General features: G+C 68.3%; 27 protein-coding genes. 5 read left to right on the forward strand and 22 right to left on the reverse strand.

What is annotated here, in order from left to right:
• Positions 1-4: 4 nt before the first annotated feature.
• On the reverse strand, positions 5-1552 hold the full coding sequence (locus JOE64_RS08105; RefSeq protein WP_204963785.1) for an MFS transporter: 1548 nt from the start codon (positions 1550-1552) through the stop codon (positions 5-7).
• A gap of 63 nt (positions 1553-1615) precedes the next feature.
• Between JOE64_RS08105 and JOE64_RS08110 the strand changes: the two genes are divergently transcribed.
• Positions 1616-2161 carry a TetR/AcrR family transcriptional regulator gene (locus JOE64_RS08110; protein WP_204963786.1) on the forward strand — a complete coding sequence of 182 codons (546 nt, stop codon included), beginning with the start codon at positions 1616-1618 and terminating at the stop codon, positions 2159-2161.
• 109 nt (positions 2162-2270) lie between these two features.
• Here JOE64_RS08110 and serA read toward each other — a convergent pair whose 3' ends face one another.
• From serA to JOE64_RS08155, 9 genes are all read right to left on the reverse strand, one after another.
• Positions 2271-3875 carry a phosphoglycerate dehydrogenase gene (gene serA, locus JOE64_RS08115; protein ID WP_204963787.1) on the reverse strand — a complete coding sequence of 535 codons (1605 nt, stop codon included), beginning with the start codon at positions 3873-3875 and terminating at the stop codon, positions 2271-2273.
• Positions 3876-4050: 175 nt separating this feature from the next.
• Positions 4051-4344 carry a bacitracin resistance protein gene (locus tag JOE64_RS08120; protein ID WP_271202539.1) on the reverse strand — a complete coding sequence of 98 codons (294 nt, stop codon included), beginning with the start codon at positions 4342-4344 and terminating at the stop codon, positions 4051-4053.
• A 62-nt stretch (positions 4345-4406) separates the two neighbouring features.
• Positions 4407-4934: a DNA polymerase III subunit gamma/tau gene (locus tag JOE64_RS08125; protein WP_204963788.1), complete on the reverse strand. Its 528-nt coding sequence runs from the start codon at positions 4932-4934 to the stop codon at positions 4407-4409.
• Positions 4935-5158: 224 nt separating this feature from the next.
• Positions 5159-6184 carry a ketol-acid reductoisomerase gene (gene ilvC / locus JOE64_RS08130; RefSeq protein ID WP_204963789.1) on the reverse strand — a complete coding sequence of 342 codons (1026 nt, stop codon included), beginning with the start codon at positions 6182-6184 and terminating at the stop codon, positions 5159-5161.
• Between the two features lie 35 nt (positions 6185-6219).
• Positions 6220-6729 (reverse strand): acetolactate synthase small subunit, encoded by a 510-nt coding sequence (gene ilvN / locus JOE64_RS08135; protein ID WP_204963790.1) that lies wholly within the window; start codon positions 6727-6729, stop codon positions 6220-6222.
• A 2-nt stretch (positions 6730-6731) separates the two neighbouring features.
• Entirely contained in the window at positions 6732-8540 is a 1809-nt protein-coding gene (locus JOE64_RS08140; RefSeq protein WP_204963791.1) for an acetolactate synthase large subunit, read from the reverse strand.
• Between the two features lie 37 nt (positions 8541-8577).
• Positions 8578-10317, reverse strand: a complete 1740-nt coding sequence (gene ilvD / locus JOE64_RS08145; protein ID WP_204963792.1) for a dihydroxy-acid dehydratase — start codon at positions 10315-10317, stop codon at positions 8578-8580.
• Between the two features lie 9 nt (positions 10318-10326).
• Positions 10327-11100, reverse strand: a complete 774-nt coding sequence (gene otsB / locus JOE64_RS08150; RefSeq protein ID WP_204963793.1) for a trehalose-phosphatase — start codon at positions 11098-11100, stop codon at positions 10327-10329.
• Positions 11097-12518, reverse strand: a complete 1422-nt coding sequence (locus JOE64_RS08155; RefSeq protein WP_204963794.1) for an alpha,alpha-trehalose-phosphate synthase (UDP-forming) — start codon at positions 12516-12518, stop codon at positions 11097-11099. Before JOE64_RS08155 ends, otsB begins: the two co-directional genes overlap by 4 nt.
• Before the next feature lie 43 nt (positions 12519-12561).
• Here JOE64_RS08155 and JOE64_RS08160 point away from each other — a divergent pair, with 43 nt between their 5' ends.
• From JOE64_RS08160 to JOE64_RS08170, 3 genes are all read left to right on the forward strand, one after another.
• The gene (locus JOE64_RS08160; RefSeq protein WP_204963795.1) at positions 12562-12816 is read left to right on the forward strand and encodes a hypothetical protein; all 255 of its coding nucleotides are present in this window, start codon (positions 12562-12564) and stop codon (positions 12814-12816) included.
• Between the two features lie 100 nt (positions 12817-12916).
• Positions 12917-13348, forward strand: a complete 432-nt coding sequence (locus JOE64_RS08165) for a MarR family winged helix-turn-helix transcriptional regulator (protein ID WP_204963796.1) — start codon at positions 12917-12919, stop codon at positions 13346-13348.
• Positions 13345-14571 carry an MFS transporter gene (locus JOE64_RS08170; RefSeq protein ID WP_204963797.1) on the forward strand — a complete coding sequence of 409 codons (1227 nt, stop codon included), beginning with the start codon at positions 13345-13347 and terminating at the stop codon, positions 14569-14571. Before JOE64_RS08165 ends, JOE64_RS08170 begins: the two co-directional genes overlap by 4 nt.
• A 637-nt stretch (positions 14572-15208) precedes the next feature.
• Here the strand turns inward: JOE64_RS08170 and JOE64_RS08175 are convergent.
• The 11 genes from JOE64_RS08175 to JOE64_RS08225 all read right to left on the reverse strand — a co-directional run bounded on the left by JOE64_RS08175 (position 15209) and on the right by JOE64_RS08225 (position 21875).
• Positions 15209-15658, reverse strand: coding sequence for a hypothetical protein (locus JOE64_RS08175; RefSeq protein WP_204963798.1), 450 nt, complete (start codon positions 15656-15658; stop codon positions 15209-15211).
• A gap of 20 nt (positions 15659-15678) precedes the next feature.
• Positions 15679-16455: a DUF2637 domain-containing protein gene (locus JOE64_RS08180; RefSeq protein WP_204963799.1), complete on the reverse strand. Its 777-nt coding sequence runs from the start codon at positions 16453-16455 to the stop codon at positions 15679-15681.
• On the reverse strand, positions 16452-16739 hold the full coding sequence (locus tag JOE64_RS08185) for a hypothetical protein (RefSeq protein ID WP_204963800.1): 288 nt from the start codon (positions 16737-16739) through the stop codon (positions 16452-16454). Before JOE64_RS08185 ends, JOE64_RS08180 begins: the two co-directional genes overlap by 4 nt.
• Positions 16729-16866: a hypothetical protein gene (locus JOE64_RS08190; RefSeq protein WP_204963801.1), complete on the reverse strand. Its 138-nt coding sequence runs from the start codon at positions 16864-16866 to the stop codon at positions 16729-16731. The genes JOE64_RS08185 and JOE64_RS08190 overlap by 11 nt, the downstream gene beginning before the upstream one ends.
• A 64-nt stretch (positions 16867-16930) precedes the next feature.
• Complete coding sequence (locus JOE64_RS08195; protein ID WP_204963802.1) at positions 16931-17476, reverse strand: hypothetical protein; 546 nt, start codon at positions 17474-17476, stop codon at positions 16931-16933.
• 338 nt (positions 17477-17814) lie between these two features.
• The gene (locus JOE64_RS08200; protein WP_204963803.1) at positions 17815-18447 is read right to left on the reverse strand and encodes a hypothetical protein; all 633 of its coding nucleotides are present in this window, start codon (positions 18445-18447) and stop codon (positions 17815-17817) included.
• 607 nt (positions 18448-19054) lie between these two features.
• Entirely contained in the window at positions 19055-19249 is a 195-nt protein-coding gene (locus tag JOE64_RS08205; RefSeq protein ID WP_204963804.1) for a hypothetical protein, read from the reverse strand.
• Between the two features lie 35 nt (positions 19250-19284).
• A complete protein-coding gene (locus tag JOE64_RS08210; RefSeq protein ID WP_204963805.1) occupies positions 19285-19611 on the reverse strand; it encodes a DUF2958 domain-containing protein in 327 nt (108 codons plus the stop codon).
• Between the two features lie 21 nt (positions 19612-19632).
• Positions 19633-19974, reverse strand: coding sequence for a hypothetical protein (locus JOE64_RS08215; RefSeq protein ID WP_204963806.1), 342 nt, complete (start codon positions 19972-19974; stop codon positions 19633-19635).
• 34 nt (positions 19975-20008) lie between these two features.
• Positions 20009-21223 (reverse strand): hypothetical protein, encoded by a 1215-nt coding sequence (locus tag JOE64_RS08220; RefSeq protein ID WP_204963807.1) that lies wholly within the window; start codon positions 21221-21223, stop codon positions 20009-20011.
• 238 nt (positions 21224-21461) lie between these two features.
• Positions 21462-21875, reverse strand: a complete 414-nt coding sequence (locus JOE64_RS08225) for a hypothetical protein (protein WP_204963808.1) — start codon at positions 21873-21875, stop codon at positions 21462-21464.
• A gap of 106 nt (positions 21876-21981) precedes the next feature.
• On the opposite strand from JOE64_RS08225, the gene JOE64_RS08230 reads away from it, so the two are divergent.
• Positions 21982-22209, forward strand: a complete 228-nt coding sequence (locus JOE64_RS08230; protein WP_196323795.1) for a helix-turn-helix transcriptional regulator — start codon at positions 21982-21984, stop codon at positions 22207-22209.
• A gap of 3 nt (positions 22210-22212) precedes the next feature.
• On the opposite strand, the gene JOE64_RS08235 is transcribed toward JOE64_RS08230, so the two are convergent.
• A complete protein-coding gene (locus JOE64_RS08235; RefSeq protein ID WP_204963809.1) occupies positions 22213-22794 on the reverse strand; it encodes a hypothetical protein in 582 nt (193 codons plus the stop codon).
• Positions 22795-23206 lie beyond the last annotated feature (412 nt).

Genomic DNA, 23206 nt, shown 5'->3' on the forward strand with positions numbered 1-23206 from the left:
ATTCTCAGTGGTCGACGTGCGCGGAACGGGACCCCTTCAGCGTAGTGGCCGCGATGACGGCGGCGATGCCGACGAGAATCGCGCCGATCACCGCGGTGATGCTCACCCCGGCGTCGAACGCGTGGGCCGCGGCGACGCGCAGAGCATCGGCGGTGGGCGCGTCGAGGGTCGCGGCGACCGTCACCGCGCCTGCCAGCGTCTCGCGGGCGGCATCCGCTGCCGCACCGGTGATGCCGTCGGGCAGCACGATGCCCGTGCGGTAGGCCGCGGTGAGGATGCCGCCGAGCACGGCCGTGCCGAGCACCGCACCCAGCTCGTACGCCGTCTCGGAGACGGCGCTCGCCGCCCCCGCCTTCGCGGGAGGCGCGCTGGCGAGAATGAGATCGTTCGAGACGGTCTCGGCCGCACCGATGCCGATGCCGAGCAGGGTGAAGGCGGCGATCAGCAGCGCGAGCGCGCCGTCGCCGACGGCGCCCGGTACGAGCAGGTACGCCGTGATCGAGAAGAGCAGCGAGACGGGCACCACGATGCGGGCCGAGACGCGCCGCGCGATGGGCACGACGAGCAGTCCCGACACGATCATGGCGAGCATTCCGGGCACGAGGGAAAGCCCCGCCTGCATCGGCGACAGCCCGACGATCAGCTGCAGATGCTGGGCGACGAAGTAGAGGAACCCGACGAGCGCGATGACGCTGAGCAGGTTGACGAGGAGCGCCCCACTGAACGTCCCCCGACGGAACAGCCTCATGTCGAGCATCGGCTGGTCGGATGCCAGTTGGCGGCGCACGAAGACGACACCGAAGCCGAGCCCGGCGACCGTCAGGATCACCGGCAGCGCCCCGAACCCGTGGACCGCGACCTCCTTGATCGCGTAGACGATCGGGATCATGGTGAGCATCGACAGGGCGATGCTCACCGGGTCGACACGGCCGGGGTGCGGGTCACGGCTCTCGGGAACGAGCAACGGCGCGAAGACGAGCAGCGGCACGAGCACGGGCACCGACATGAGGAAGACCGATCCCCACGCGAAATGCTCGAGCAGGATGCCTCCCACGATCGGGCCGAGGGCAGCGCCGGCGGAGAACATCGACGCCCACACGGCGATCGCGAGGCGCCGCTGGTCACGGTCCGTGAAGATCGAGCGCAGCAGCGACAGCGTCGAGGGCATCAGCATGGCGCCGAAGACACCCATGCCGGCGCGCGCGGCGATGAGCCACGGCGCGCTCGGCGCGAAGGCCGCCAGCACCGACACCGCGGCGAACCCGGTCGCGCCGATCAGTAGCATCCGACGACGTCCGAATCGGTCGCCGAGGGTTCCCATGGTCACGAGCAGTCCCGCGAGCACCAGTGGATACGCGTCGATGATCCACAGCTGCTGCGCGCTGGTCGGCGCGAGGCTCAGGGCGATGTCGGGCAAAGCGAAGCTCAGCACCGTGTTGTCGACGGACACCAGCAGCACCGGCAGCATCAGGACGACGAGCGCCGTCCATCCGCGCCAGCCCACGCGCTTTCCGTTCGCATCGGCCAGGGTGATCTCTTCAGTCAAAGTCATGTTATCTATACCGTCCAGCCGGTATAGTAACAGACATCCCCGACTCCGTGGAAGGATCGATCCATGTCTCGACCGCCGCGCGCCCGTGAGAGCGTGCTCGACGCTTTCGAGCGGTTGCTGATGGACGACGGCGAACGCGCCGCGACGATGGATGCCACGGCGCGCGCCGCCGGCGTGTCCAAGGGCGGCCTGCTCTACCACTTCTCCTCGAAGGATGCGCTCGAGGCCGGCCTGCTGAGCCGGGTCGAAGACCTCGTCACCGCCGATCTCGAGGCGATGCGATCCGCTCCCGAAGGTCCGGTGGCGTTCTTCCTGCGCACATCCGTCATGGACGACGATCTGCTCGACCGCGCGCTGATCGCGACGTCGCGCCTGGCCCAAGGCGGCCACCAGGAGGCGTCGGAGACCCTCCGTCGCGTGCGCTCGCGGTGGGAGGACGCACTGCGTCCTCATGTCCGCGATGACGCGGCGCTCGACCTCGTTCTGCTCGTGAGCGACGGCCTCTACTACAACAACGCCCTCACGGGCACCTCGCTCGTCGGCCCGGTCCCCCGCGGCCCCGCTCTCGAAGCCCTGATCGCACTCGTCGAGCACGCCGCGCACCCCTGACGCCTGCCCCTGGCCCTGGCGCGAGACACGACATCCAAGGCGAGACACGACGCGACGCGTCGTGTCTCGCCGCCCGCGTCCTGTCTCGCCGACAGGACGCGGGCATCGATCACGACTCGGTGATCTCGATCTGGCGGAACAGGTCGGCGCCGACGGCGTCGCGCATGTCGTCGAGAATCGCGTCGGGCACGGGCTGGTCGACGGTGAGCACCGAGAGGGCCCGACCGCTCGCATCGGGCTGGGCGACGAACAGGCCCGCGATGTTGATGCCGGCTTCGCCGAGCTTCTGGCCGTAGATCGCGACGATGCCGGGACGATCGGCGTAGCGCATCACGACGTGGTGCTGCTCGATGGGCACCTCGATCTCGTAGCCGTTGATCCCGACGATCTTCGGCACCATGCGCGTACCGGCGAGCGTGCCGGCGACGGTGAGCACCGAGCCGTCGGACAGCGTGCCGCGCAGGATCGTGATGTTGCGGTACAGGGGGCTGTCGGCCTCGACGATCAGGCGGGTCTCGATGCCGCGCTGCTCGGCGAACAGCGGCGCGTTGACGTACGAGACGTTCTCGCTGACGATCTTCGTGAAGATGCCCTTGAGCGCAGCCAGGCGGTAGACGCTCACATCGTAGGCCGCGAGCTCGCCCCGCACCTCGATGTCGAGGCTCGTCAGCGCACTGGCGGCAAGCCCCGAGAACACCTGACCCAGCTGCTCGACCAGCGCGATGCCGGGGCGCACGAACGGGTCGATGACTCCCCCGGCCACGTTGACGGCGTCGGGGACGAGGTCGCCCTCGAGGGCGAGCTTGACGGAGCGCGCGACGGAGATGCCGGCCTTCTCCTGCGCCTCGTCGGTGGAGGCCCCCAGGTGAGGGGTGACCACGACGTTCGGCAGCGAGAGCAGCGGGAAGGCGGTGCCGTCCTCCTTCGGCGGCTCGGAGGTGAACACGTCGAGTCCGGCGCCCGCGATCTCACCGGTGGTGAGTGCCGTGTACAGCGCAGACTCGTCGATCAGCCCGCCACGCGCGACGTTGACGACGTAGGCCGTCGGCTTCATCAGCGCGAACTGCTCGGTTCCGATCATGCCGGTGGTCTCGGGCGTCTTCGGCATGTGGATCGTGACGAAGTCGCTCTGCGCCAGCAGCTCTTCGAGGCTCAGCAGGGTCACGCCGAGCTGCTGGGCGCGCGTGGGCGTGACGTACGGGTCGTACGCCACGACCGTGACGCCGAAGCCCTGCAGACGCGCGGCGATGAGAGCGCCGATCCGACCGAGGCCGACGATGCCCACCGTCTTCTCGAACAGCTCGGTGCCGGTGAACGAGCTGCGCTTCCACGCGCCGGATGCCAGCGACGCATGCGCAGCCGGGATGTGGCGCGCGAGGCTGAGGATGTGGCCGACGGTGAGCTCCGCGGCGGAGATGATGTTCGAGGTCGGCGCGTTCACGACCATCACACCTGCGGCCGTCGCCGCCTTGATGTCGACGTTGTCGAGGCCGACACCGGCGCGCGCGATGACCTTCAGACGGGATGCCGCGGCGATGGCCTCGGCATCCACCTTCGTCGCCGAGCGGATGAGGATCGCGTCGACGTCGGCGATCGCCGGCAGCAGGGCCGAGCGGTCCGCTCCGTCGACGGTACGGATCTCGAAATCGGGCCCGAGGGCATCGATCGTGGCGGGAGAGAGTTCTTCGGCGATGAGGACGACAGGCTTGGACACAGCGACTGACCTTCGGAGCTTCGCGCACGCGCGGGATGGATGGGATGCCGCGCCGCGGACCACCTGGCGGCGCCGGGTCGTGGCACGAGTCAGCCTAGTGGCCACGGACCGAGGGCCCCGACCGTGTGACGCCGGAACTATCGCTGCGTCAGGGCGTGCCGGGGCGTGGCGGGGCTCAGCCGAGCATGGACGCGCCCGCGGTGGCGCTGTAGGCCAGGATGTTCAGCCAGAAGACGGCGACGACCGCCAGGCCCGTCAGCAGCGTCAGGGCGAACTCCCCCCACACACGGCGCCAGCCGATCGCGAAGGCGGCACCGAAGGCGACCAGCGGGAACACGACGGCAAGCAGCAGCACGAACCAGCCGTACCCGTTCAACGTCAGCGTTCCACTGGCCTGCGACACGAGGAACGAGACGGCATTCCACACGAAGTACGCGTAGAACAGGCCGAACACGACCGAGATCGCCACGATCGCCCAGGTGGGAGTGCGCGGCGCAACCGAGGGCCGCGCCTCCTTCCTCGCCGCGCGGTTCACGAGGCCACCGACCCGACGGCGCCGACCATGATGAACGGCCACGGCACGAGCAAAGCGAATCCGGCGACCAACGCGGTCACCCGGATCCAGGTCTTCGACGTGCGCGTGAGCACCAGCGCCGTCGTGAACCACAGGGCCGGGGCGGCGACGGCGAGCCAGAACGCGGCACGGTAGCCGATCGGGCTCACGAGGAAGTCGGCGGTGCCCTGCAGGCGCAGGCCGCCCACGATCCACCCGATCGTGTAGAGCAGGGCGACACCGGAGACGACACCGAGCAGCACCAGCATGGTGTTCGACAGCGGAGCACGATCCCCGGGCATGACCACCGTGCCGTCGGCGTCGATCCGCCCGACCTGGTCGCTGCCCCGCCCGAGCGGCGTGAAGCCGTCCGGCAGTGCGAGCGGCTCCGCGTCGGTGCCGTCGTGCTCGCGTGCGCGGGCGGGAGTCGAGGCCGAGCCGACATCGAGTGTCGGGTCGTCGTCGCCTCCCCAGTGCAGGGCGTCGTCGTCGCGTCCGGTGGTCACGGATTCAGCGTAGCCGCCTCGCGCCCGCCGGCACCGTCCGACGCTGCATCCACGCGCGGACGCCGTGAACGGATGCCGAAAGCCCGGCCCCTCTGTGGAGGGACCGGGCTCGCTGGCTCTCTCAAGCCTGCTCGGTGGGTGTGCCGAGAGTCTGTGCACGACGGTGCGCGGCGGTGCCGCTGCGATCAGAGGTCAGCGCGCGGCGCAGCCGGTGCGATCGGAGGTCAGCGCGCGGCGCTTCCCTCGACGTAGTCGGCGTCCTGCTGCTTCCAGGCGAACAGCGAGCGCAGCTCCTTGCCGACCGCCTCGATCGGGTGGGCGGCGGCCTTCTCACGCAGCTCGAGGAACTCGACGGCCCCGTTGTCCTGGTCGGAGATGAAACGCTCCGCGAACGCCCCCGACTGGATGTCGGCGAGGACCGCCTGCATGTTCTCCTTCACGTGCGGGTCGATGACGCGCGGGCCCGAGACGTAGTCGCCGTACTCCGCGGTGTCCGACACCGACCAGCGCTGCTTGGCGATGCCGCCCTCCCACATGAGGTCGACGATGAGCTTCAGCTCGTGCAGAACCTCGAAGTACGCGATCTGCGGCTGGTAGCCCGCCTCGGTGAGGGTCTCGAAGCCGTACTGGACCAGCTGCGAGACGCCACCGCACAGAACGGCCTGCTCGCCGAACAGGTCGGTCTCGGTCTCCTCGGTGAACGTCGTCTTGATGACGCCCGCGCGGGTGCCGCCGATCGCCTTCGCGTACGAGAGCGCGGTCGCCCACGCGGTGCCCGAGGCATCCCGCTCGACGGCGACGATGTCGGGGATGCCACGGCCGGCGACGAACTCACGGCGCACCGTGTGGCCGGGAGCCTTGGGAGCGACGAGGATCACGTCGACGCCCTCGGGCGCGTCGATGTAGCCGAAGCGGATGTTGAAGCCGTGCGCGAAGGCGAGCGTCTTGCCGGCGGCGAGGTTCGGCTTGATCTCGTCGTTGTAGATGCTCCGCTGGTGCTGGTCGGGCGCGAGGATCATGATGAGGTCGGCCCACGCGGTGGCGTCGGCGACCGAGAGAACCTCGAAGCCGTCCTCCTGCGCCTTGGGCGCGGACTTCGAGCCGTCCTTGAGCGCGATGACGACCTCGACGCCCGAGTCGCGCAGGTTCTGCGCGTGCGCGTGGCCCTGCGAGCCGTAGCCGACGATCGCGACCTTCTTGCCCTGGATGACGGACAGGTCGGCGTCGGAGTCGTAGAAGATCTCAGCCATGGTGTGTGTTTCTCCTTGCTAGTGGTTCGAAAAGATCAGCCGCGCAGGACGCGCTCGGTGATGGATTTGCCGCCGCGACCGATCGCGACCATGCCGGACTGTGCGAGCTCCTTGATGCCGAACGGCTCCAAAGCCCGCAGCAGCGCATCGACCTTCGGCCGATCGCCGGTCACCTCGACGACGAGGGCGTCGGTCGCGTAGTCGACGACCGAGGCGCGGAACAGGTTCACGACCTCGAGGACGTTCGATCGGGTCTGGTTGTCGGCGCGCACCTTGATCAGCACGTGCTCGCGCTGCACCGACGCCGACTGCTCGAGCTCGACGATCTTGATGACGTTCACGAGCTTGTTCAGCTGCTTGGTGACCTGCTCGAGCGGCAGGCCCTCGACATCGACCACGACGGTGATGCGCGACAGCCCCGGGACCTCGGTGACGCCCACCGCGAGGGACTCGATGTTGAAGCCGCGACGTGCGAAGAGTCCGGCGACCCGGGTCAACAGACCCGGCTTGTCCTCCACGAGAAGGCTCAGGACGTGCTTGCTCATGATCAGTCCTCCCCGTCGAAGCTCGGCGCGTGGTCTCGGGCGTACTGGACGTAGCTGTTGCTGACGCCCTGCGGCACCATCGGCCAGACCATCGCATCGGCCGAGACGACGAAATCGATCACGACCGGACGGTCGTTGGTCTCCAGCGCGAGCGTGATCGCCGCGTCGACCTCTTCCGGCTTCTCGACGCGGATGCCGAGGCATCCGTATGCCTCCGCGAGCTTCACGAAGTCGGGGACGCGGATCGTGCCGTGGCCCGTGTTCAGGTCGGTGTTCGAGTGGCGCCCGGCGAAGAACAGGGTCTGCCACTGGCGGACCATGCCGAGGCTCGAGTTGTTGATGATGGCGACCTTGATCGGGATGTTGTTGATGACGCAGGTCGCGAGCTCCTGGTTGGTCATCTGGAAGCATCCGTCGCCGTCGATCGCCCACACCACACGGTCCGGCTCGGCGACCTTCGCCCCCATCGCGGCGGGCACGGAATACCCCATCGTGCCGGCACCGCCCGAGTTCAACCACGCGTTCGGTCGCTCGTAGCTGATGAACTGCGCCGCCCACATCTGGTGCTGTCCGACGCCCGCGGCGTAGACGCCTTCGGGACCGGTGAGCTCACCGATGCGCTGGATGACGTGCTGCGGCGCGAGCAGGCCGTCTTCGGGCTCGGCGTATCCCAGCGGGAACTCCTGACGCAGACCGTCGAGGTACGACCACCATTCCGAGATGTCGGGGGCGTGGTCGGCACGTGCCGACTGGAACGCGGCGTCAAGGTCGACGAGGACCTCCTTCAGATCGCCCACGATCGGCACGTCGGCCATGCGGATCTTCGAGATCTCGGCCGGATCGATGTCGACGTGCACGACCTGGGCGTGCGGGGCGAACAGCTCCGCCTTGCCGGTCACACGATCGTCGAACCGCGCGCCGAGCGCGACGATCAGGTCGGCTTCCTGCAGCGCGAGGACGGCGGGAACCGTGCCGTGCATACCGGGCATGCCGAGGTGCTGCGGGTGCGAGTCGGGGAACGCGCCGCGCGCCATCAGCGTCGTGACGACAGGTGCACCGGTCGCCTCGGCGAAGACGCGAAGCTCCGGCGCCGCGCCGGCACGGATGACGCCGCCGCCGACGTACAGCACGGGCTTCGCGGCGGAAGCGATCAGCTGGGCCGCCGCCTGGATCTGCTTGCCGTGCGCCTTCGTGACGGGGCGGTAGCCCGGCAGGTCGATCTTCGGGGGCCACACGAAGGGCGCGGATGCCTGCTGCGCATCCTTCGTGATGTCGACCAGAACCGGGCCGGGGCGACCCGTCGTGGCGATCTCGAAGGCGGCCGCGATCGCGCCCGGGATGTCCTCCGCGCGCTTCACGAGGAACGAGTGCTTCGTGATCGGCATGGTGATGCCGACGATGTCCGCCTCCTGGAACGCGTCGGTGCCCATGAGGTGGCTGAACACCTGACCCGTGATGCACACGAGCGGAACCGAGTCCATGTAGGCGTCGGCGATCGCCGTGACGAGGTTGGTGGCGCCCGGTCCGGAGGTCGCGATGGCGACGCCGGGTCGACCGGATGCCGCGGCGTAGCCTTCGGCGGCGTGGCCGGCGCCCTGTTCGTGGCGGACGAGGATGTGGCGGACCTTCTCGTCGTCCATGAGCGGGTCGTAGACCGGCATGATCGCGCCGCCGGGCAGGCCGAAGACGTCGGTGACGCCGAGCATGTCCAGCGAGCGCACCACGGCCTGAGCGCCGGTGATCGTGGGAGTGGACGCGGATGCGCCCCGAGCGGGCGGCCGGGGCACGGCCGCAGCAGTGTCGAATGACATGAGTGGAACCTCGAGTGATGGAGTACGGAAGCGGAGCCTAGCCCGTCGTCGCGCCCTCAGCGGCGGAGCGCACGAGCTTCGAGTATTTGGCCAGAACGCCACGGGTATAGCGCGGGGGAAGAGGCTCCCAGCCGTCGCGGCGGGAGTTCAGCTCAGCCTCGTCGACGAGTAGGTCGAGGGTGCGAGCCGCGATATCGACCCGTATCAGATCACCATCGCGCACGAAGGCGATGGGACCAGCGTCCACCGCTTCGGGTGCTATGTGGCCGATGCACAGGCCGGTTGTGCCGCCTGAGAATCGTCCGTCCGTCAAGAGTAGTACATCTTTTCCGAGCCCTGCGCCCTTGATGGCGGCCGTGATCGCGAGCATCTCGCGCATGCCCGGGCCGCCCTTGGGACCCTCGTAGCGGATGACGACGACGCTGCCCGCCTCGACCTCACCAGCCTCCAGCGCGTCCATGGCGGCGCGCTCGCGCTCGAACACACGCGCGGGTCCTTCGAACACGGCCGCGTCGAATCCGGCCGTCTTGACGACCGCGCCCTCGGGCGCGAGCGAGCCGTGCAGGATCGTGATCCCGCCGGTCGCGTGGATCGGGTCGTCGAACGAGTGGATGACGGTGCCGTCGATGGGGTCGGGGTTCAGCGCCTCGAGGTTCTCGGCGAGCGTCTTTCCGGTGACCGTGAGCGCGTCGCCATGGAGGAGGCCCTCGTCGAGCATCGCCTTCATGATGACGGGGATGCCGCCGTGCCGGTCGACGTCGTTCATGACGTACTTTCCGAACGGCTTCATGTCGGCGACGTGCGGGACCCTGTCGCCGATGCGGTTGAAGTCCTTGAGCGTCAGCTCGACCTCCGCCTCTCGGGCGATCGCGAGCAGGTGCAGCACGACGTTCGTCGACCCGCCGAGTGCCATCGCCAGCGCGATGGCGTTCTCGAAGGCATCCCGCGTGAGGATGTCGCGGGTCGTGATGCCCTGACGCAGCAGGTTCACCACCGCTTCGCCGGAGCGGTGCGCGAAGTAGTCGCGGCGGCGATCGGCCGACGGCGGAGCCGCGGAACCGGGGAGGGAGAGGCCGAGCGCCTCGGCCACCGAGGCCATCGTGTTGGCCGTGTACATGCCGCCGCAGGCGCCCTCGCCGGGAGCGATCGCGCATTCGATGCGCTTCAGGTCGGCCTCGCTCATCTTGCCCGCGAGACACGCGCCCACCGCCTCGAACGAATCGATGATCGTGACGTCCTTCTCGGTGCCGTCGGAGAGCTTCACCCAGCCGGGGGCGATCGAGCCCGCGTAGAGGAAGACGCTCGACAGGTCGAGTCGCGCAGAGGCCATGAGCATGCCGGGAATGGACTTGTCGCAGCCGGCGAGGAGCACGGTGCCGTCGAGCCGCTCGGCCATGACCACGGTCTCGACGGAGTCGGCGATCACCTCGCGCGACACGAGCGAGAAGTGCATGCCCTCGTGCCCCATCGAGATGCCGTCGGAGACCGAGATCGTCCCGAACTGCAGCGGGTATCCGCCGCCGGCGTGCACGCCCTCCTTCGCGCCCTGCGCGAGCCGGTCGAGGCTCAGGTTGCACGGGGTGATCTCGTTCCAGCTCGACGCGATGCCGATCTGAGGCTTGTCCCAATCCTCGTCGCCCATGCCGACGGCGCGGAGCATGCCGCGAGACGTCGTCGCCTCGATGCCGTCGGTGACGGCACGACTGCGTGGCTTGATGTCGACCTGGGGAGCGTTGTTCGTCGCGTTCACGGGCGACGGGTCCGTTGCGTCCGGCATCCTCGAAGTCTATTCCCGTGCCTGGCCGCGGGCTTGTGCGAGACGCACAAGCATCTCCGCGAGCTCTGGGATGTCGTCGACACGCACGTCCGCCGCCGTCTCCCCCGCTCCCACGCGCACGCCGACGTCGTCCGTGCCGAGCGCGCGCAACGCGTCTTCATCGGTGATGTCGTCACCGGCGAAGAGCACCGCCGAGGCATCCGTGGCCTGTCGCAGCCATGCCACGGCGTCGTCCTTTCCGATGTCGCGGAAGGCGTACTCGACGATGTCGTGCCCGGTGCGACGTCGCCAGCCCGGCGCCCGCGTCGCGACGAGGTCGTCGATCCTCGCGTGCAGGTCGCCCCGGAGCGGTGGTGCGACTGTGCGCGTCGGCACCGCGAAACCGAAGGTCTTCGGCTCGATCCATGCGCCGGGGACGCTCGCGGCGATGGACTCCGCCCGCGCACGGAGCTCGTCTCGCACGGTGCGCTCCTGCAGGGTCGGCTCCTCGGGAGACGCACCATCGGGTGTCCATCTCTCGGCGCCGTGCGATCCGGCGAGCAGGACGTCGGAGTCGTCCTCGTGCTCGGCGATCACGCGCAGGTCGTGCAGGCTGCGCCCCGAGACGAGCGCGACCGTGGTTCCGGGGGCCTGCCGCAGCGCGTCGAAGGCGACGCGCGCTCGCGGGTGCATCCGTGCCTGCATCGGGTCGTCGATGAGCGTCGACATGGTGCCGTCGAAATCGAGGGCGACGAGCAGGCGCGGGGCATCGGCGAGGCGCGTGATCGCGTCGTCGGGGATCATCGCGTGACCTCGTCGAGGTCGGTGAGGAACGCCCGCGACCACCGCTCGACGTCATGATCGCGCACGCGGCGGCGAAGGGCGCGCATGCGTCGCCGCCGTTCGGCGACGGGCATCTCGATCGCGGCGGTGATCGCGTCTTTCAGGCCTTCGATGTCGTGGGGATTGACCCGCACCGCCTGGGTCAGCTCATCGGCCGCCCCGGTGAACTCGCTCAGCACAAGAACGCCGTCCCCGTCGACGCGGCTGGCCACGTACTCCTTGGCGACGAGGTTCATTCCGTCGCGCAGCGCCGTGACGAGCATGACGTCCGCGGCGAGGTAGAGGGCCACCATCTCCTCGCGCGGGTAGGAGTGATGCAGGTAGCGGATCGCCGTGTGTCCGACGGTGTCGTAGTCGCCGTTGATGCGACCCACCGTCAGTTCGATCTCGTCGCGCAACTGCATGTACGCGGCAACACGTTCCCGGCTGGGGCTCGCGACCTGCACGAGTGTGACGCGCTCGACATCCAGGCGTCCATCGGCGAGGAGCTCGCCGTACGCCTTGAGGCGGTGGCCGATGCCCTTGGTGTAGTCGAGGCGATCGACGCCGAACAGCACGACGTCGGGGTCGCCCAGGCTCTCGCGGATCTCCCGCGCACGCTGCTGCACGTCGGGGCGACGCGCGAGCTCGTCGTACACCGATGCATCGATCGAGATCGGATACGCCTTCGCGATCGCCGTGCGGACGGAGCCGTCTGCCGTCGGCACTCGGATAGAGCCGGCCTTCGTCTCGAAGCCGAGTCGGCGACGCACCGCGCGGGCGAAGTTCCCCGCGTCCGCGACGCGCTGGAAGCCGATGACGTCGGCACCGAGGAGGCCCTCCAGCACCTGGGTGCGCCACGGCAACTGCGAGTAGATGCCGTATGCCGGGAACGGAATGTGGTGGAAGTAGCCGATGATCACATCGGGCCGCAGCTCGCGCAGCATCCGCGGCACGAGCTGGAGCTGATAGTCGTGCACCCAGACGGTGGCGTTCTCCGCAGCGACGGATGCCGCGGCGTGCGCGTACCGTTCGTTGACGCGCACGTAGGCCTCCCACCAGTCGCGGTGGTACGCAGGCGGTGAGATCACGTCGTGGTACAGCGGCCAGATCGTGTCGTTGGAGAAGCCCTCGTAGAACAGCTCGAGATCCTCGGCGGACAGCTCGACGGGGACGAGCTCCATCCCGTCGAACGAGAAGGGGTCGAGGGCGAGATCGGGCTGTCCGGGCCATCCGACCCACGCCCCTCCCGTGGACTGCAGCACCGGCTCCAATGCTGCGACGAGACCACCGGGCGACGGGCGCCACTGCTCGTCTTCGGGCGATCTGTCGACCGGCAGTCGGTTGGAGACCACGACCAAATCCGCTGCAGTCGTCGATCCGGTGGCGTGCGCGCTCATGCGGTTCCTCTCGGCAGGCGTCCTTCCAGGCTAACGTGGTGCCATGCGCAAGTACCTGTTCGGAACCGGGATCATCTCCGCCGTGACGAGCGGTCTCACTCTGCTGCGCGGGGCGCGGGGCGACGTCCCCTTCACCTGGCGACAGGCGCTCGCCTGGCTCAGCTGGGGCATCACGCTCGCGCTGGCGATCGGGACGATCGTGGACACCTACCGCGCGTCCCGCGGGCGATTCGTCGCCACCGACTCCCCGATCTCGGGCGACGAAGAGAAGCTGCTGAAGCGGCGTCTCTCCCGCTGAGTCCGGCGCGGCGCCGGCCGCGTGGCCACACGTTCTCGCAGCGTGAGGCTGCGCAGCGTTCCTCGCGACCCATTGCATACCTTGGTTATATACTGTGGGCATGGAACATGATGACGATCTTCTCCGTCTCGTGGTCGGCGCGCACGCCTTGGCGCGTGTCGCCTCGCTCGAGACGCGCAACGAGGCCCCCGCGGCGCAATGGCGGACGATCTCGCTGCTGCGCGAGCACGGCCCTCAGCGCATCGGCGACCTCGCGTCGCTGAGCCGCGTGACCCAGCCGGGCATGACCCGGCTGGTCGCCCAGATGGCCGATGCGGGACTGCTCGAGCGGCAGACCGCGTCGGATGACTCGCGCGCCACCGTCGTGTCGGTCACACCGGCCGGGCGGGCCGCATTCGACGAATGGATGCGGGTGCTCGGCGCGGCACTCGCCCCGCGCTTCGCGAATCTCGACGACGAGGACTGGGCGACGATCCGACGCGCCGCCGACATCGTCGCCGAACGCACGCGCGTGGCGGAGGTCGCCCGATGAGCGGCGCGGCGGGCGTGAACATCTGGCGTCAGCCGGCGCAGGTCTGGGCGGTCGCGTTCGCCTGTGTGATCGCGTTCATGGGCATCGGCCTGGTCGACCCGATCCTCCCCGCGATCGCGGAGTCGTTGCAGGCCTCGCCGGTCGAGACCGAGCTGCTCTTCACCAGCTATCTCGTGGTCACGGGCCTGGCGATGCTCTTCACGAGCTGGATCTCGTCGCGCATCGGGACGAAGGCGACGCTGCTCGTGGGGCTGGGACTCATCGTGGTCTTCGCGCTCCTCTGCGCCCTGTCGGGAAGTGTCGACGCCGTCATCGGCTTCCGCGCCGGGTGGGGCCTCGGCAACGCCCTGTTCATCTCCACCGCGCTGGCGACGATCGTCGGCGCAGCCTCTGGTGGCTCGGCGGCGGCGATCATCCTCTACGAAGCGGCACTCGGCCTCGGCATCGCCGTGGGACCGCTGCTGGGCGGGATTCTGGGCGAGATCAGCTGGCGCGGTCCGTTCTTCGGCGTCGTCGGGCTCATGGCGATCGCCTTCATCGCCGTGACGGTGCTCTTGCGCGGTGCCGACGAGAAGCGCGTACCCGTGCCGCTGTCCGCCCCGTTCCGGGCGCTGCGCCAGCCAGCCCTCGCCGTGCTCGCGGTCGCGGCGCTCTTCTACAACATCGGGTTCTTCGTGCTGCTCGCCTATTCGCCGTTCCCGCTGAAGTTCGGAGCCATGGGCATTGGTCTGACGTTCTTCGGATGGGGTGTCGCCCTCGCCGTCACGAGTGTCTGGGTGGCCCCGGTGCTGCTGCGCCGCCTGCCGCGGAGCACCGCCATGATGCTCGTCCTGCCGCTGCTGGCGCTCGATCTGTTCGCGGCAGCGATCGTCGTCGGCTCGCCCGCGGCGCTGGTCGCGTGCATCATCGTCGGCGGACTGCTGCTCGGCCTCATGAACACGATCCTCACCGAGTCGGTGATGGAGGCGACCGATCTTCCGCGCTCCGTGGCATCCTCCGCGTACTCGGCGGTGCGCTTCCTCGGCGGGGCGGCCGCTCCCCCGATCGCGGCGGCGCTCGCCGCCGCCTTCGGCGCGTCGGTGCCGTTCGTCTTCGCGGGGATCTCGGTGCTGATCTCCGCTCTGACGATCCTCATCGGGCGCGGAGCGCTCGCCCGCATCGACGGGCACGAGGCGGATGCCGCCGAAGAGGCTGTCGCCGTCCTCATGGGCGACGCGGGCTGACCGCCACTCGGCCGCCGGACACACGAAAGGCCTCCGCCGAAGCGGAGGCCTTTCGTGAACGGTGCACCCCCTGGGACTCGAACCCAGAACCCACTGAACATAGCTGACGCCTGTTCTGCCCCGTAATTCCGGCATTTCCGCGGCTGAAAGCGTGGGGAAAGCGTGGGATTCCGCGAAAGCGTGGGGATAAACGTGGGGAAACGAAGACCCCCACGGCAGACTGCACGTGGGGGTCTTCGCCTAGGAGGAGCCGGGGACGGTGGGAGGAGAGAAGAACCTCACTCTGTGCCGTCCCGGAAATCCACGGAGCGGTAGGCGAGCATGGGATTCCCTCTTCCCTTGGCTCAGCGGACGGTGGCGCGGATAAGAGCGAAGAGGAAGACCACCGCGCCGATTGCGATGCCGTGGCGATGAGTCGCGGCGCTGAGCGCCTGCGTGATTGTCGTGGTGTTTCGCATGGTCGGTGATCCACCTCCCCTCTCTCATCGTGTGGTGGACCTGATATGTCTAGTATTACGCGCGGCGCGGTAGTCGGCAAGTCAATTGGAGCACTCTCAGCAAATGCTCAGATTACGCGCCGCGCGTCATCTCCACGCACGAAGAAGCCCCCTCCGCAGAGGGGGCTTCGCGAGAGATGTCAATCGAGGACGATGCGACGGACCTCGCGACCGCGGTAGGTCGCGGTGACCGTTTTGATCTCGCCCCGGTCGGCGCGCGTTCGGACCTGCGATTCCGTGATGCCGAGCCGCTTCGCTGCCTCGGCGAGCGAGACGCCGGGGAGGTTGTCGGGAGCCACCTTCGCCCCGGGCACCTTGGATGCGGCGACAGCCTCTCGTCGCTCCGAGATCGAGGCGGGCGCGTACCGGCGCTGCGCCGCCGTCAGACCCCCAAGCCCCGCCGCCAGCGCCAGTTCACGCCACGACGCCCCCGCCGCCTTCGCGGCGTGCGCAGCCTCAAGCTCGACCACGTCGAGGTCGGCGAGCTTCGCCCGGACGGCGTCCTGCTTCTCGCGCACCTTGCGGAGAGCCGCGAGAGCATCGTGGGTATCTGCGCGCGTAAAGTCGTGGAGGGGGACGTATTCGGTCATATCAGAGCACATATTACGCGCTACGCGGCATTTGCGCGAGTGGCAGCCCTCCCCCGACGGATTCGGTCCATCATGCGGTGCCGGTCGGGGTCACCGACGTGGCGCGCGAGCGCGGTTGCACCCCACCCGAGATCCGCGAGAGCGGTGGCGGTCTCGGTGAGCGCCGTCGATGCGTCCGTGCCGCGCTCACGGGACGCCGGGTCGCGCGCGAGCGTCGTCAGGCGTTCCAGGAGCGCAGCTTCCTCCGCGCTCGGCGACGCATCCTCGACGGCAGCAGGACGGCTCCGGGGCGCGGGCTTCGAGGACTCGACGGCGGCGTGCTTCAGCGACTCAGGAGCCTCGGCACCGGCGGCGGGCTTGGGTGCACGCTTGGGCTTGCGCTCGACGACCTCGTCCTGCACGACGGTGCGAATGATCGACTCCGTAAGTGCAAGGAAGAACCAAGGTGCGCTTGCGGCGACGCCGACCGCGAGCCAGCCATCGCCTCGCGACATGTGAGCGGCGATGTTCGCTGCGCTCGACGCGATGGTCGCCAACCACAGGATCGCCACTTCGAGGTGCGCCTTGCGGCGCTGACCTCGCCGCACCGCCGCCAGCAGACCAGCGACGAGGATGCCGCCATCGAGGGCGACGGGGACAATCCACCGCGCAGAGCCGAGCCCGATAGCATCGCCTGCCGCGGCGAGACCTTGGTAGGAGACCACGAAGAGCGCAGCCGAGACGCCCGCCGCCAGCAGTAGAGCAGTGACGGCGAGTCCTCGGCTGTCACCGAGGAACCCTGCACGACGGGCGCTCACCAGAGCACCTCCGTCACGCCGAGATGTTCGATGGGCTCGGGGTCGAGATCGACCTCGTACGTGGAGGCGTGGAGGCGGCGCACGGTGCGACCTCCCCACGCCTTTCCGTTGATGTAGAAGACGACCTCTCCGACAGCCCCAAACCGGAGATCACGGGAGTCGAGTTCGAGCACGGTGTGCAGCGACGACGAACGCCGCACGCGCGCACGGATCGCGGGGGTGAAGCCGAGCGAGCCGCGGTCGATACCGAAGACGAGGGCGCGGGTCTTGGGGTCAGCGGACATGACGTGCCTCCTGAGTGGCGATGTGGGAGCGCGCGGGGCGCGGGGTCGGAACGGTGAGCGGGGCGGAGAGGGTCTGAGCCGGGGCACCGAGGTCGATTCCGGCAACGAAAGTCATTGCGAGCGTCATGGTGGCTCCTTGGTTGGGGCGACCCGGCGGACGGAGATGATCACATCCGCCGGGTCGCGGGCTGTCATGCGAACGGGAGGTTGGTGATCTCGAACCGTGCCCGCGAGCGGGGCAGAGTGTCGAGCGCGGTTTCATACCTCTCCAACAGAGCCACCTCCGCGTCGAGGGACGCGCGGAGGGTGTCGATGCGGCGCTCGATGATGGCGGCACGCCGGGTGGTGACGTAGCGGAGCGCGTCATCGGTCAGGTCGAGGCGGTCTCCCGCGTCCACCGACATCCCTGAACGCAGCTCGACGCGGATGATCTCATCGAGCCGCCAGCCGGTTGCCGTACGTTCGAGCCGCAACTCTGTGGCAGGGACGGTCGCGTTGTACCGGATACGGTGACCGCCGCCCTCCCAGATCGTGTGGTCGGGGATGCCCGCGGTGAGCCAGGCGAACTTGACACCCCTCCAGAGCTTTTTCGGGATTCCCAGGGCGGTCAGACGCTGCTCCGCATCGGCGACTGCCGTGCGGACATCTTTCACGGTGGCGACGTTCGTGCGTGCACGTGGCTGCGCCTTTGCAAGGGCTGCCGTGATACGGGTTTCGTTCGCGGTGGTGATCTGCATTTCGTACTCCAAGTTCCTCTGGGTTCCTCTCCCCAGTTCATGTTTCCATGCTACCGCGCGCCGCGTAATCCTAGTAACGGCTCTGCGCCACTCTCAGCGGTCTCTCAGTTTACGCGCGGCGCGTATTTTGCCTGCGGTGGCGGCGATTCGTGGCGCCGCCCCAGGCGCGGCGCGTATTTTGCCTGGGGTGGCGGCGATTCGTGGCGCCGCCCCAGGCATCTGGGGTCAGGCTGCGTAGAGTTGGGCGTCACCTGAGGCGATCTCAACGGGGCGGTAGTCGCCGACGGAAACCACGTAGTCCAGCAGGCTCTGTCGCATCCCGGCGGTCAGCGTGGCGCTCATGCCACTCGCATCCGACGTGCGCGCTGCGCGGCTTTCTTGCGCGCTCCCTTTGACATCGGCGCAACGGCGACTCCCATCCGGGGCTGCTCCGGCTCTCCGATCATCGGCAACGGAGTTGCGTCGACCTTGCTCATGTCGATGACCCACTCCGCCTCGCCGCGCGAGTCGTAACGTGCCAGAACCGCCACGGCGGGCACCCCCTCCAAGACCCATACAGCGCCCGCGCCGGTCATGCGCTGGAAATACCGCGCGAATGCGAGACTGTCGGTCCACGACCACCCTGTCTTGCTCGCAGGGTTCGCTGCGCGGTACAAGGTCGGCACCGAACGCGGGCGCGGTACGGCGCGACCATCGTGCGTGTAGCCGACCGCATGGAACGTCGCGCGCCACATGTTCAGCGGGACGTTCCCCCGCCCCGCCTGCGTCCAAGCGAGCATGAGCGCGTGTCCGCGCAGGCTCGGAGCAATGCCCTCGATTTGCGCATTGACCCGCCGAGCGATTCGCCCCAGACCACCAACGGTACGCGCGACCGCCTGCGTGCATTGCTGCTCGATAGGCGAAAGCCACACCGCCGCCTCGGCGAGCCCAGCCAGCAGGCTCGCGTCCGTGATTCGCGGCGCGCGACGCATCGCCTCATCGAGAATCCGCCGGTCGTCCCAACCGGACGCACCCTCCCTATACAGGAGGAGACCCGACTCCTCGACGTGGTCGATGAGCGCGAGATGGAGCCCCCGCAGAGTGGTAGCGTCACCACCGGCGCTCGCGTTCGCCGTCCGCGCGATATCGAGGAGCCGAGGGTGGAGCCGCTGTACGAGAGCGACGACTCGTCGTTCCCACGACGCGGGGTGCTGCGCCGCGCTGAAAGCCGCGACTACGTCGGAGCCGACCATGATGTCTCTGGCGAGAGTGGTACCGTTCACTGTGTTTTCCTGACTGCCCGTTCTGGGCGGTTTCTGGGGGTTGGGGTAGGAGCCAACCTGCAGCGGCGAACAGCCCCCTTGGACTGTTCGGAGGCGCGACAAATAGCGCCTCTGACGACGTTCTTTGACCCGTGCGTCCGACCAGGCGGTCGACCAGCTATAGCCGGGAGTTGGTTCCCGGCTTACCTGCGGACATCATGGTCGGACAATTCGCGCTAGCACCGGATCGCGCTCGAATTGCCCGCCGAACGCGCGCAGAAAAGACTCCCGACCAGGGGCAAAGTTTTTTCAGGAAAGTGGTGTGCGGTAGCCTCGACTACCCCTCCGGGGCGCGCACCCACCCCTCCGCGGCTGCGTACTCTTTCACCCCACGCACGCGCCAGGTCGCATCCCGACGCCCGCCGTTCGGATACCGCCAACCCTCGACAGCCAGGATCGTGAAGCGCCCCTGGTCGTGCGCCGCCACGAGGATCGTGTACGTGAGCGCACGGCGGATCGTGCGCGCTCCCAATCCCCGGAGCCGCACTCCGATGCGCTCATCTAGCGTCAGCGCGTGACACACCGGAAAGGTTTCGGGGTGACGAAGAAGTCGCGCTCGATCCAGACGGGGAATGGACGGCGCACGAAAAGGTCGCTGAGCTCGGCGACGCTGAAGCAGCCCCACTCACCACACCCGGGAACGACCTCGGCGAAGCCGAACGCAAGCCCGGTCTCCGGGTCATATTCGGCGAGCAGCCAGTATGCGCTCCCGCTCGTCGAGAAGAACCGGAGGTGGATGACCTTGTCCGGTGCGGGAACCTCCTCAGTCGATCCGAGTGCGGGAAGTTCTATGTCGGCGGGGATGAGGCGGTGCGTGCGCAGCGGGTGATCCATGCACGCATCATGGTCGGCTGCTCAGAGCCAGATGCCGACCGCCCGCAGGTATGCCCACGAGTGCCGGGGACGTTCGGAGAGCACGAGCGGTGGGTCGATGGGCGTCGGTACGTGCCGCTGTTCCGCGAGCGGGCGCAGGTTCGGGAGCGCGTCGAGGACGGGGCGCGCCTGCCCGCTCAGCACGAGCAGTTGCCACGCGAGGAAGCGCACGCGCGGGGAGAGCGCGGCAACGTCGATGCGGGAGAGCGTGTCCGCGTGGCGCCCGCGGCGGGATGCGTCGAACCATCGGTCGAGGTGCCGGTAGATGCAATAGAGCACCTCCGGCAACTCCCCCTCCCGCTGATCGCGCGAGAGGAGTGGCATGGGGTCCATGGTCACGCCGCCATCATGGTCGGACTCACTCGCAGACGTACCACGTCACGTTCCAACTGGAGCCCGTCCACGACTTCGTGTAGTTCGTCACGCCGCCGGGAGCGAAGATGGAGCCGCCCGTGGAGGAGGCGCTACCGACGCGAGCGCAGTGACCGCTCTTGCCCTCCGAGGCACCACCCGTAACCGTCAGGCTGGAAGGAGACGAATCGCCACCGCCGGACGAGGAGGAGCCACCGCCGGACGACGAACCGCCGCCAGAGGAGTCGCCACCGCCGGAGTACGAACCGCCACCCGAGGAGCCGCCGTTGCCGGAGCCACCGCCCGAGGACGAACCGCCGCCGTTGCCGCCGCCGGAGTAGCCGGAGCCACCACCGTTGCCGCGCGAGCCGGAGTATCCCGAACCGCCGCCGGAGTAGCCGTCGTCACTGCCGCCGCCGGAGTTCGCGTTCGCGGCGTCCTGCTGAGCCTGCTGTGCCGCCGCGACAGCGGCGTCGTTCGCCGCCTTGACGGCGTTCGCGGTGTCCACGACCGCCTTGATGGCGTCGGCGGTGACCGCCTGCGCGGAGGACTGAGTCTTCAGCGCGTTCAGCGCCGCCGTGGTCGCGTTACGGGTGTCGTCTCCCGCCGAGCCCGATGCGTCGAGCTTCGCCTGACCGGACGCGATGACCGCGTTCGCGACATCGACCTTGCCCGCCTTGACGGCGTCGGCGATGTCCTGTGTGCCGAGAGCCTTCGTGAAGGCGGTGAGCGCCTGCGTCTGCGTGGAGAGCGTGGACGTTGCCGCACGGAGCTTCGCCGACGCATCGTCGAGCGCGCCGTTCTCCGATTCGTCGCCGACCGTGGGGATGCCGCCATCCGTCTTCGGGACATCGGCGCTCTTGCCGAGGTCGCCCGACAGCGCGCCGGTCAGTGCGGTCTTGGCGGCGGTCAGCTTCGCGGTGGCGTTCGCGTCTGCGAAGTCGGAGGCGGAGGAGATCGTCGCGTCGATGTCGGCGACGGTCGCCTCAGCGGTCTTGCGCGCCTGCGCGGCGGCACCGATGGCGTCAGCGTTGTCCTTCTTCGCCTGGGCGTACGCGGTCGTCGCATCCGTGTACGTCTGCACGGCGGTCGCGTGCGCCTGCTCCTGCGCGATGTGGTTCGCGACGGCGATGCCGCCGACCGTGCCGTCCGCGATGAGGAGCACGACTGCGAGCGCGATGCCGACAGCGGTCTTCTTGTGGGATGAGATCCACGCCCTCATGTGTGTCTTTCTGCCGCTCCGTCGTGCGCCTCGATCACGGCTCGGAGGCGGCACCCGAGTGCATGCGCATCCTCCCATGACGCATCCCAGACTTCCCCGCGCGCCTCAGCCCGTGCGCTGAGCGCGAGCACGCTCAGATCGGCGAGGGCACGAGACAAGTCGGTTTCCATGCCCTCGCCGAGCGCACGGGCGAGGTCGCCGGCTGTCCAGTCGGAGGTCACCGGGGGATCATGGTCGGTCAGCCGGAGCAGTTACTCGACGACATCTCCAGGAGCACCCACTGCCCCTCCGTCTGTGCAGCGCCAGGAGGACGCATCCCCACCGAAATGAGGCTTCCGTCCTTCGGAGTCACGAGGATGCTCCCGTCGCCCTGCGCTACCGCTTCTTCGGGCTGACCGCTCATCGGCGTGAAGTCCTTGGTATCCGAGATGGTGACGGGCTTGTCGGAAATACACACAAGCACGCGACCGACGCCCATCTGCTTGTAGGTGTCAGCGAGCGAGATGGTTCCGCCCTCACTCGCGTCAATCGAGTACCACGTCTTCGTCGGCTCCGGCTTGACGAGCGGGAGTGTACCCCCCGCTCCGCACCCCGCCAAGAATAGAACGGCACCGATAGACGCCCCCGCCACAGCAAACGCGCGCTTTCGCATCGCGACCCCCTCTTCGTTCGCTGCACCGCCGCTCGGTACAGCATGTTGTACCGAAAGTACAGGGTGCTGTACTGCTTCGCGAACTGTGATCGACTCGACTGGGAAGATGCTTCCCCCTGAGCCAAATCTCGACGCCCTGCGCGGCATCTTCGACGCGCGCCGCCACGCGGCGGGGTGGACCTACGAGGAACTCGCCGAACGATCTGGGATCAGTCGCCAGACGCTGCTGAACCTCGCGAGCGGCAGGTACCGCGGCGACCTGCGGACGTGGTTGCTCCTCGCTCGCGCCTTCGAGACGGACCTCGACACGCTCCTCGCGCCGGTGTGGGAGTAAGTCTCAAACGCTCTTGAGATCGTGGAGGCGAGCCCACGCGGCGGGAAACATCTGCTCCGCCACAGTCGTCGCCTTTTGATTCCAGGCGCCACCCCCGATGGACGCCCGGCGACCGGACACGATATGCGCGCAAGCCGTAAGGAAGCCCTCCCACTGCTCCGGTGTTTCGGGAAGAGCGACGGCGGTTTTATCAAGACTCCACTGAGGCTGTGCGGTTTCCGCGACAAAGACAATAAGGTCATCCTCGAACGCCACGCGAACGAAGGGCGCGCGAGCGAGTACGACCATACTTGCGGGCTCATCGCGCAGGGCATCCTTGCCGACCTCGATGCCGTGATCGTTTCGCCAACCGATCTCTTCGCCGACGCGGTCACTAAGCCCAACGGCGCTGCTTGCGCTCCCGATGTAAACCACCGCATGCGGCGCCTCACGCGTCGCCCACACGTAAACTCCCGGGGCATTGGGGATCTCGCTCCGTGCTTCGATTCGCGTCCATTCGAGGGCTGTGATCTCGCGGATCGCGTCAACGGTGATCGCGCGGATCTCGTGCCGCGTGCGGAACCTCTCGAACAGATCAGCAGCCATACGTCCCACGCTACACATCGGTTTCGCGGCGCCCTCCGCTCGCACAACCTTCCGGCATACCGAAGCACACGCACTCTCCACGCATGCTCCCGGCTCCCCAAGCACTCAGAGGGAAGACACTCACACAGCAGAACAGAACCTAGAGAAGAGGAAGAAGAGAAGAAATAGGTAGGTCTCATCACACTCCCTCTGACCCTCCTCCCTGCACCGACCCTCGTCCTCGAAACGCTCCCCGTACCGGCGTCCGCCCCGCGCTGCTCCCCTGTGCATGCTCCGGGCTACTGCTCCCTCTGACCTGCTCCGCTCCCCCGCCCTGCGTCCACGCCCTCTCGCTGCGCCGACCTCGATGCGGAGCCCTGCGGGCTCCCTCCGGCTTGCCGCTGAGTCGACCTCTGCTTGCGCTGCCGCCTGC

Source organism: Microbacterium dextranolyticum (genome assembly GCF_016907295.1).
Lineage (GTDB): Bacteria > Actinomycetota > Actinomycetes > Actinomycetales > Microbacteriaceae > Microbacterium > Microbacterium dextranolyticum.

Bases quoted from the DNA above. Each gene is read 5' to 3' on its own strand.
- ilvC (WP_204963789.1), bottom strand. From the start codon at position 6,184: ATGGCTGAGATCTTCTACGACTCCGACGCCGACCTGTCCGTCATCCAG.
- JOE64_RS08190 (WP_204963801.1), bottom strand. From the start codon at position 16,866: ATGACGCTCGCAATGACTTTCGTTGCCGGAATCGACCTCGGTGCCCCG.
- JOE64_RS08140 (WP_204963791.1), bottom strand. From the start codon at position 8,540: ATGTCATTCGACACTGCTGCGGCCGTGCCCCGGCCGCCCGCTCGGGGC.
- JOE64_RS08225 (WP_204963808.1), bottom strand. From the start codon at position 21,875: ATGCGAAAGCGCGCGTTTGCTGTGGCGGGGGCGTCTATCGGTGCCGTT.
- JOE64_RS08155 (WP_204963794.1), bottom strand. From the start codon at position 12,518: ATGAGCGCGCACGCCACCGGATCGACGACTGCAGCGGATTTGGTCGTG.
- JOE64_RS08110 (WP_204963786.1), top strand. From the start codon at position 1,616: ATGTCTCGACCGCCGCGCGCCCGTGAGAGCGTGCTCGACGCTTTCGAG.
- ilvD (WP_204963792.1), bottom strand. From the start codon at position 10,317: ATGCCGGACGCAACGGACCCGTCGCCCGTGAACGCGACGAACAACGCT.
- JOE64_RS08165 (WP_204963796.1), top strand. From the start codon at position 12,917: ATGGAACATGATGACGATCTTCTCCGTCTCGTGGTCGGCGCGCACGCC.
- JOE64_RS08170 (WP_204963797.1), top strand. From the start codon at position 13,345: ATGAGCGGCGCGGCGGGCGTGAACATCTGGCGTCAGCCGGCGCAGGTC.
- ilvN (WP_204963790.1), bottom strand. From the start codon at position 6,729: ATGAGCAAGCACGTCCTGAGCCTTCTCGTGGAGGACAAGCCGGGTCTG.
- JOE64_RS08220 (WP_204963807.1), bottom strand. From the start codon at position 21,223: ATGAGGGCGTGGATCTCATCCCACAAGAAGACCGCTGTCGGCATCGCG.
- JOE64_RS08200 (WP_204963803.1), bottom strand. From the start codon at position 18,447: ATGCGTCGCGCGCCGCGAATCACGGACGCGAGCCTGCTGGCTGGGCTC.
- otsB (WP_204963793.1), bottom strand. From the start codon at position 11,100: ATGATCCCCGACGACGCGATCACGCGCCTCGCCGATGCCCCGCGCCTG.
- JOE64_RS08175 (WP_204963798.1), bottom strand. From the start codon at position 15,658: ATGACCGAATACGTCCCCCTCCACGACTTTACGCGCGCAGATACCCAC.
- JOE64_RS08185 (WP_204963800.1), bottom strand. From the start codon at position 16,739: ATGTCCGCTGACCCCAAGACCCGCGCCCTCGTCTTCGGTATCGACCGC.
- JOE64_RS08210 (WP_204963805.1), bottom strand. From the start codon at position 19,611: ATGGATCACCCGCTGCGCACGCACCGCCTCATCCCCGCCGACATAGAA.
- JOE64_RS08215 (WP_204963806.1), bottom strand. From the start codon at position 19,974: ATGCCACTCCTCTCGCGCGATCAGCGGGAGGGGGAGTTGCCGGAGGTG.
- JOE64_RS08160 (WP_204963795.1), top strand. From the start codon at position 12,562: ATGCGCAAGTACCTGTTCGGAACCGGGATCATCTCCGCCGTGACGAGC.
- JOE64_RS08105 (WP_204963785.1), bottom strand. From the start codon at position 1,552: ATGACTTTGACTGAAGAGATCACCCTGGCCGATGCGAACGGAAAGCGC.
- JOE64_RS08195 (WP_204963802.1), bottom strand. From the start codon at position 17,476: ATGCAGATCACCACCGCGAACGAAACCCGTATCACGGCAGCCCTTGCA.
- JOE64_RS08235 (WP_204963809.1), bottom strand. From the start codon at position 22,794: ATGGCTGCTGATCTGTTCGAGAGGTTCCGCACGCGGCACGAGATCCGC.
- JOE64_RS08230 (WP_196323795.1), top strand. From the start codon at position 21,982: ATGCTTCCCCCTGAGCCAAATCTCGACGCCCTGCGCGGCATCTTCGAC.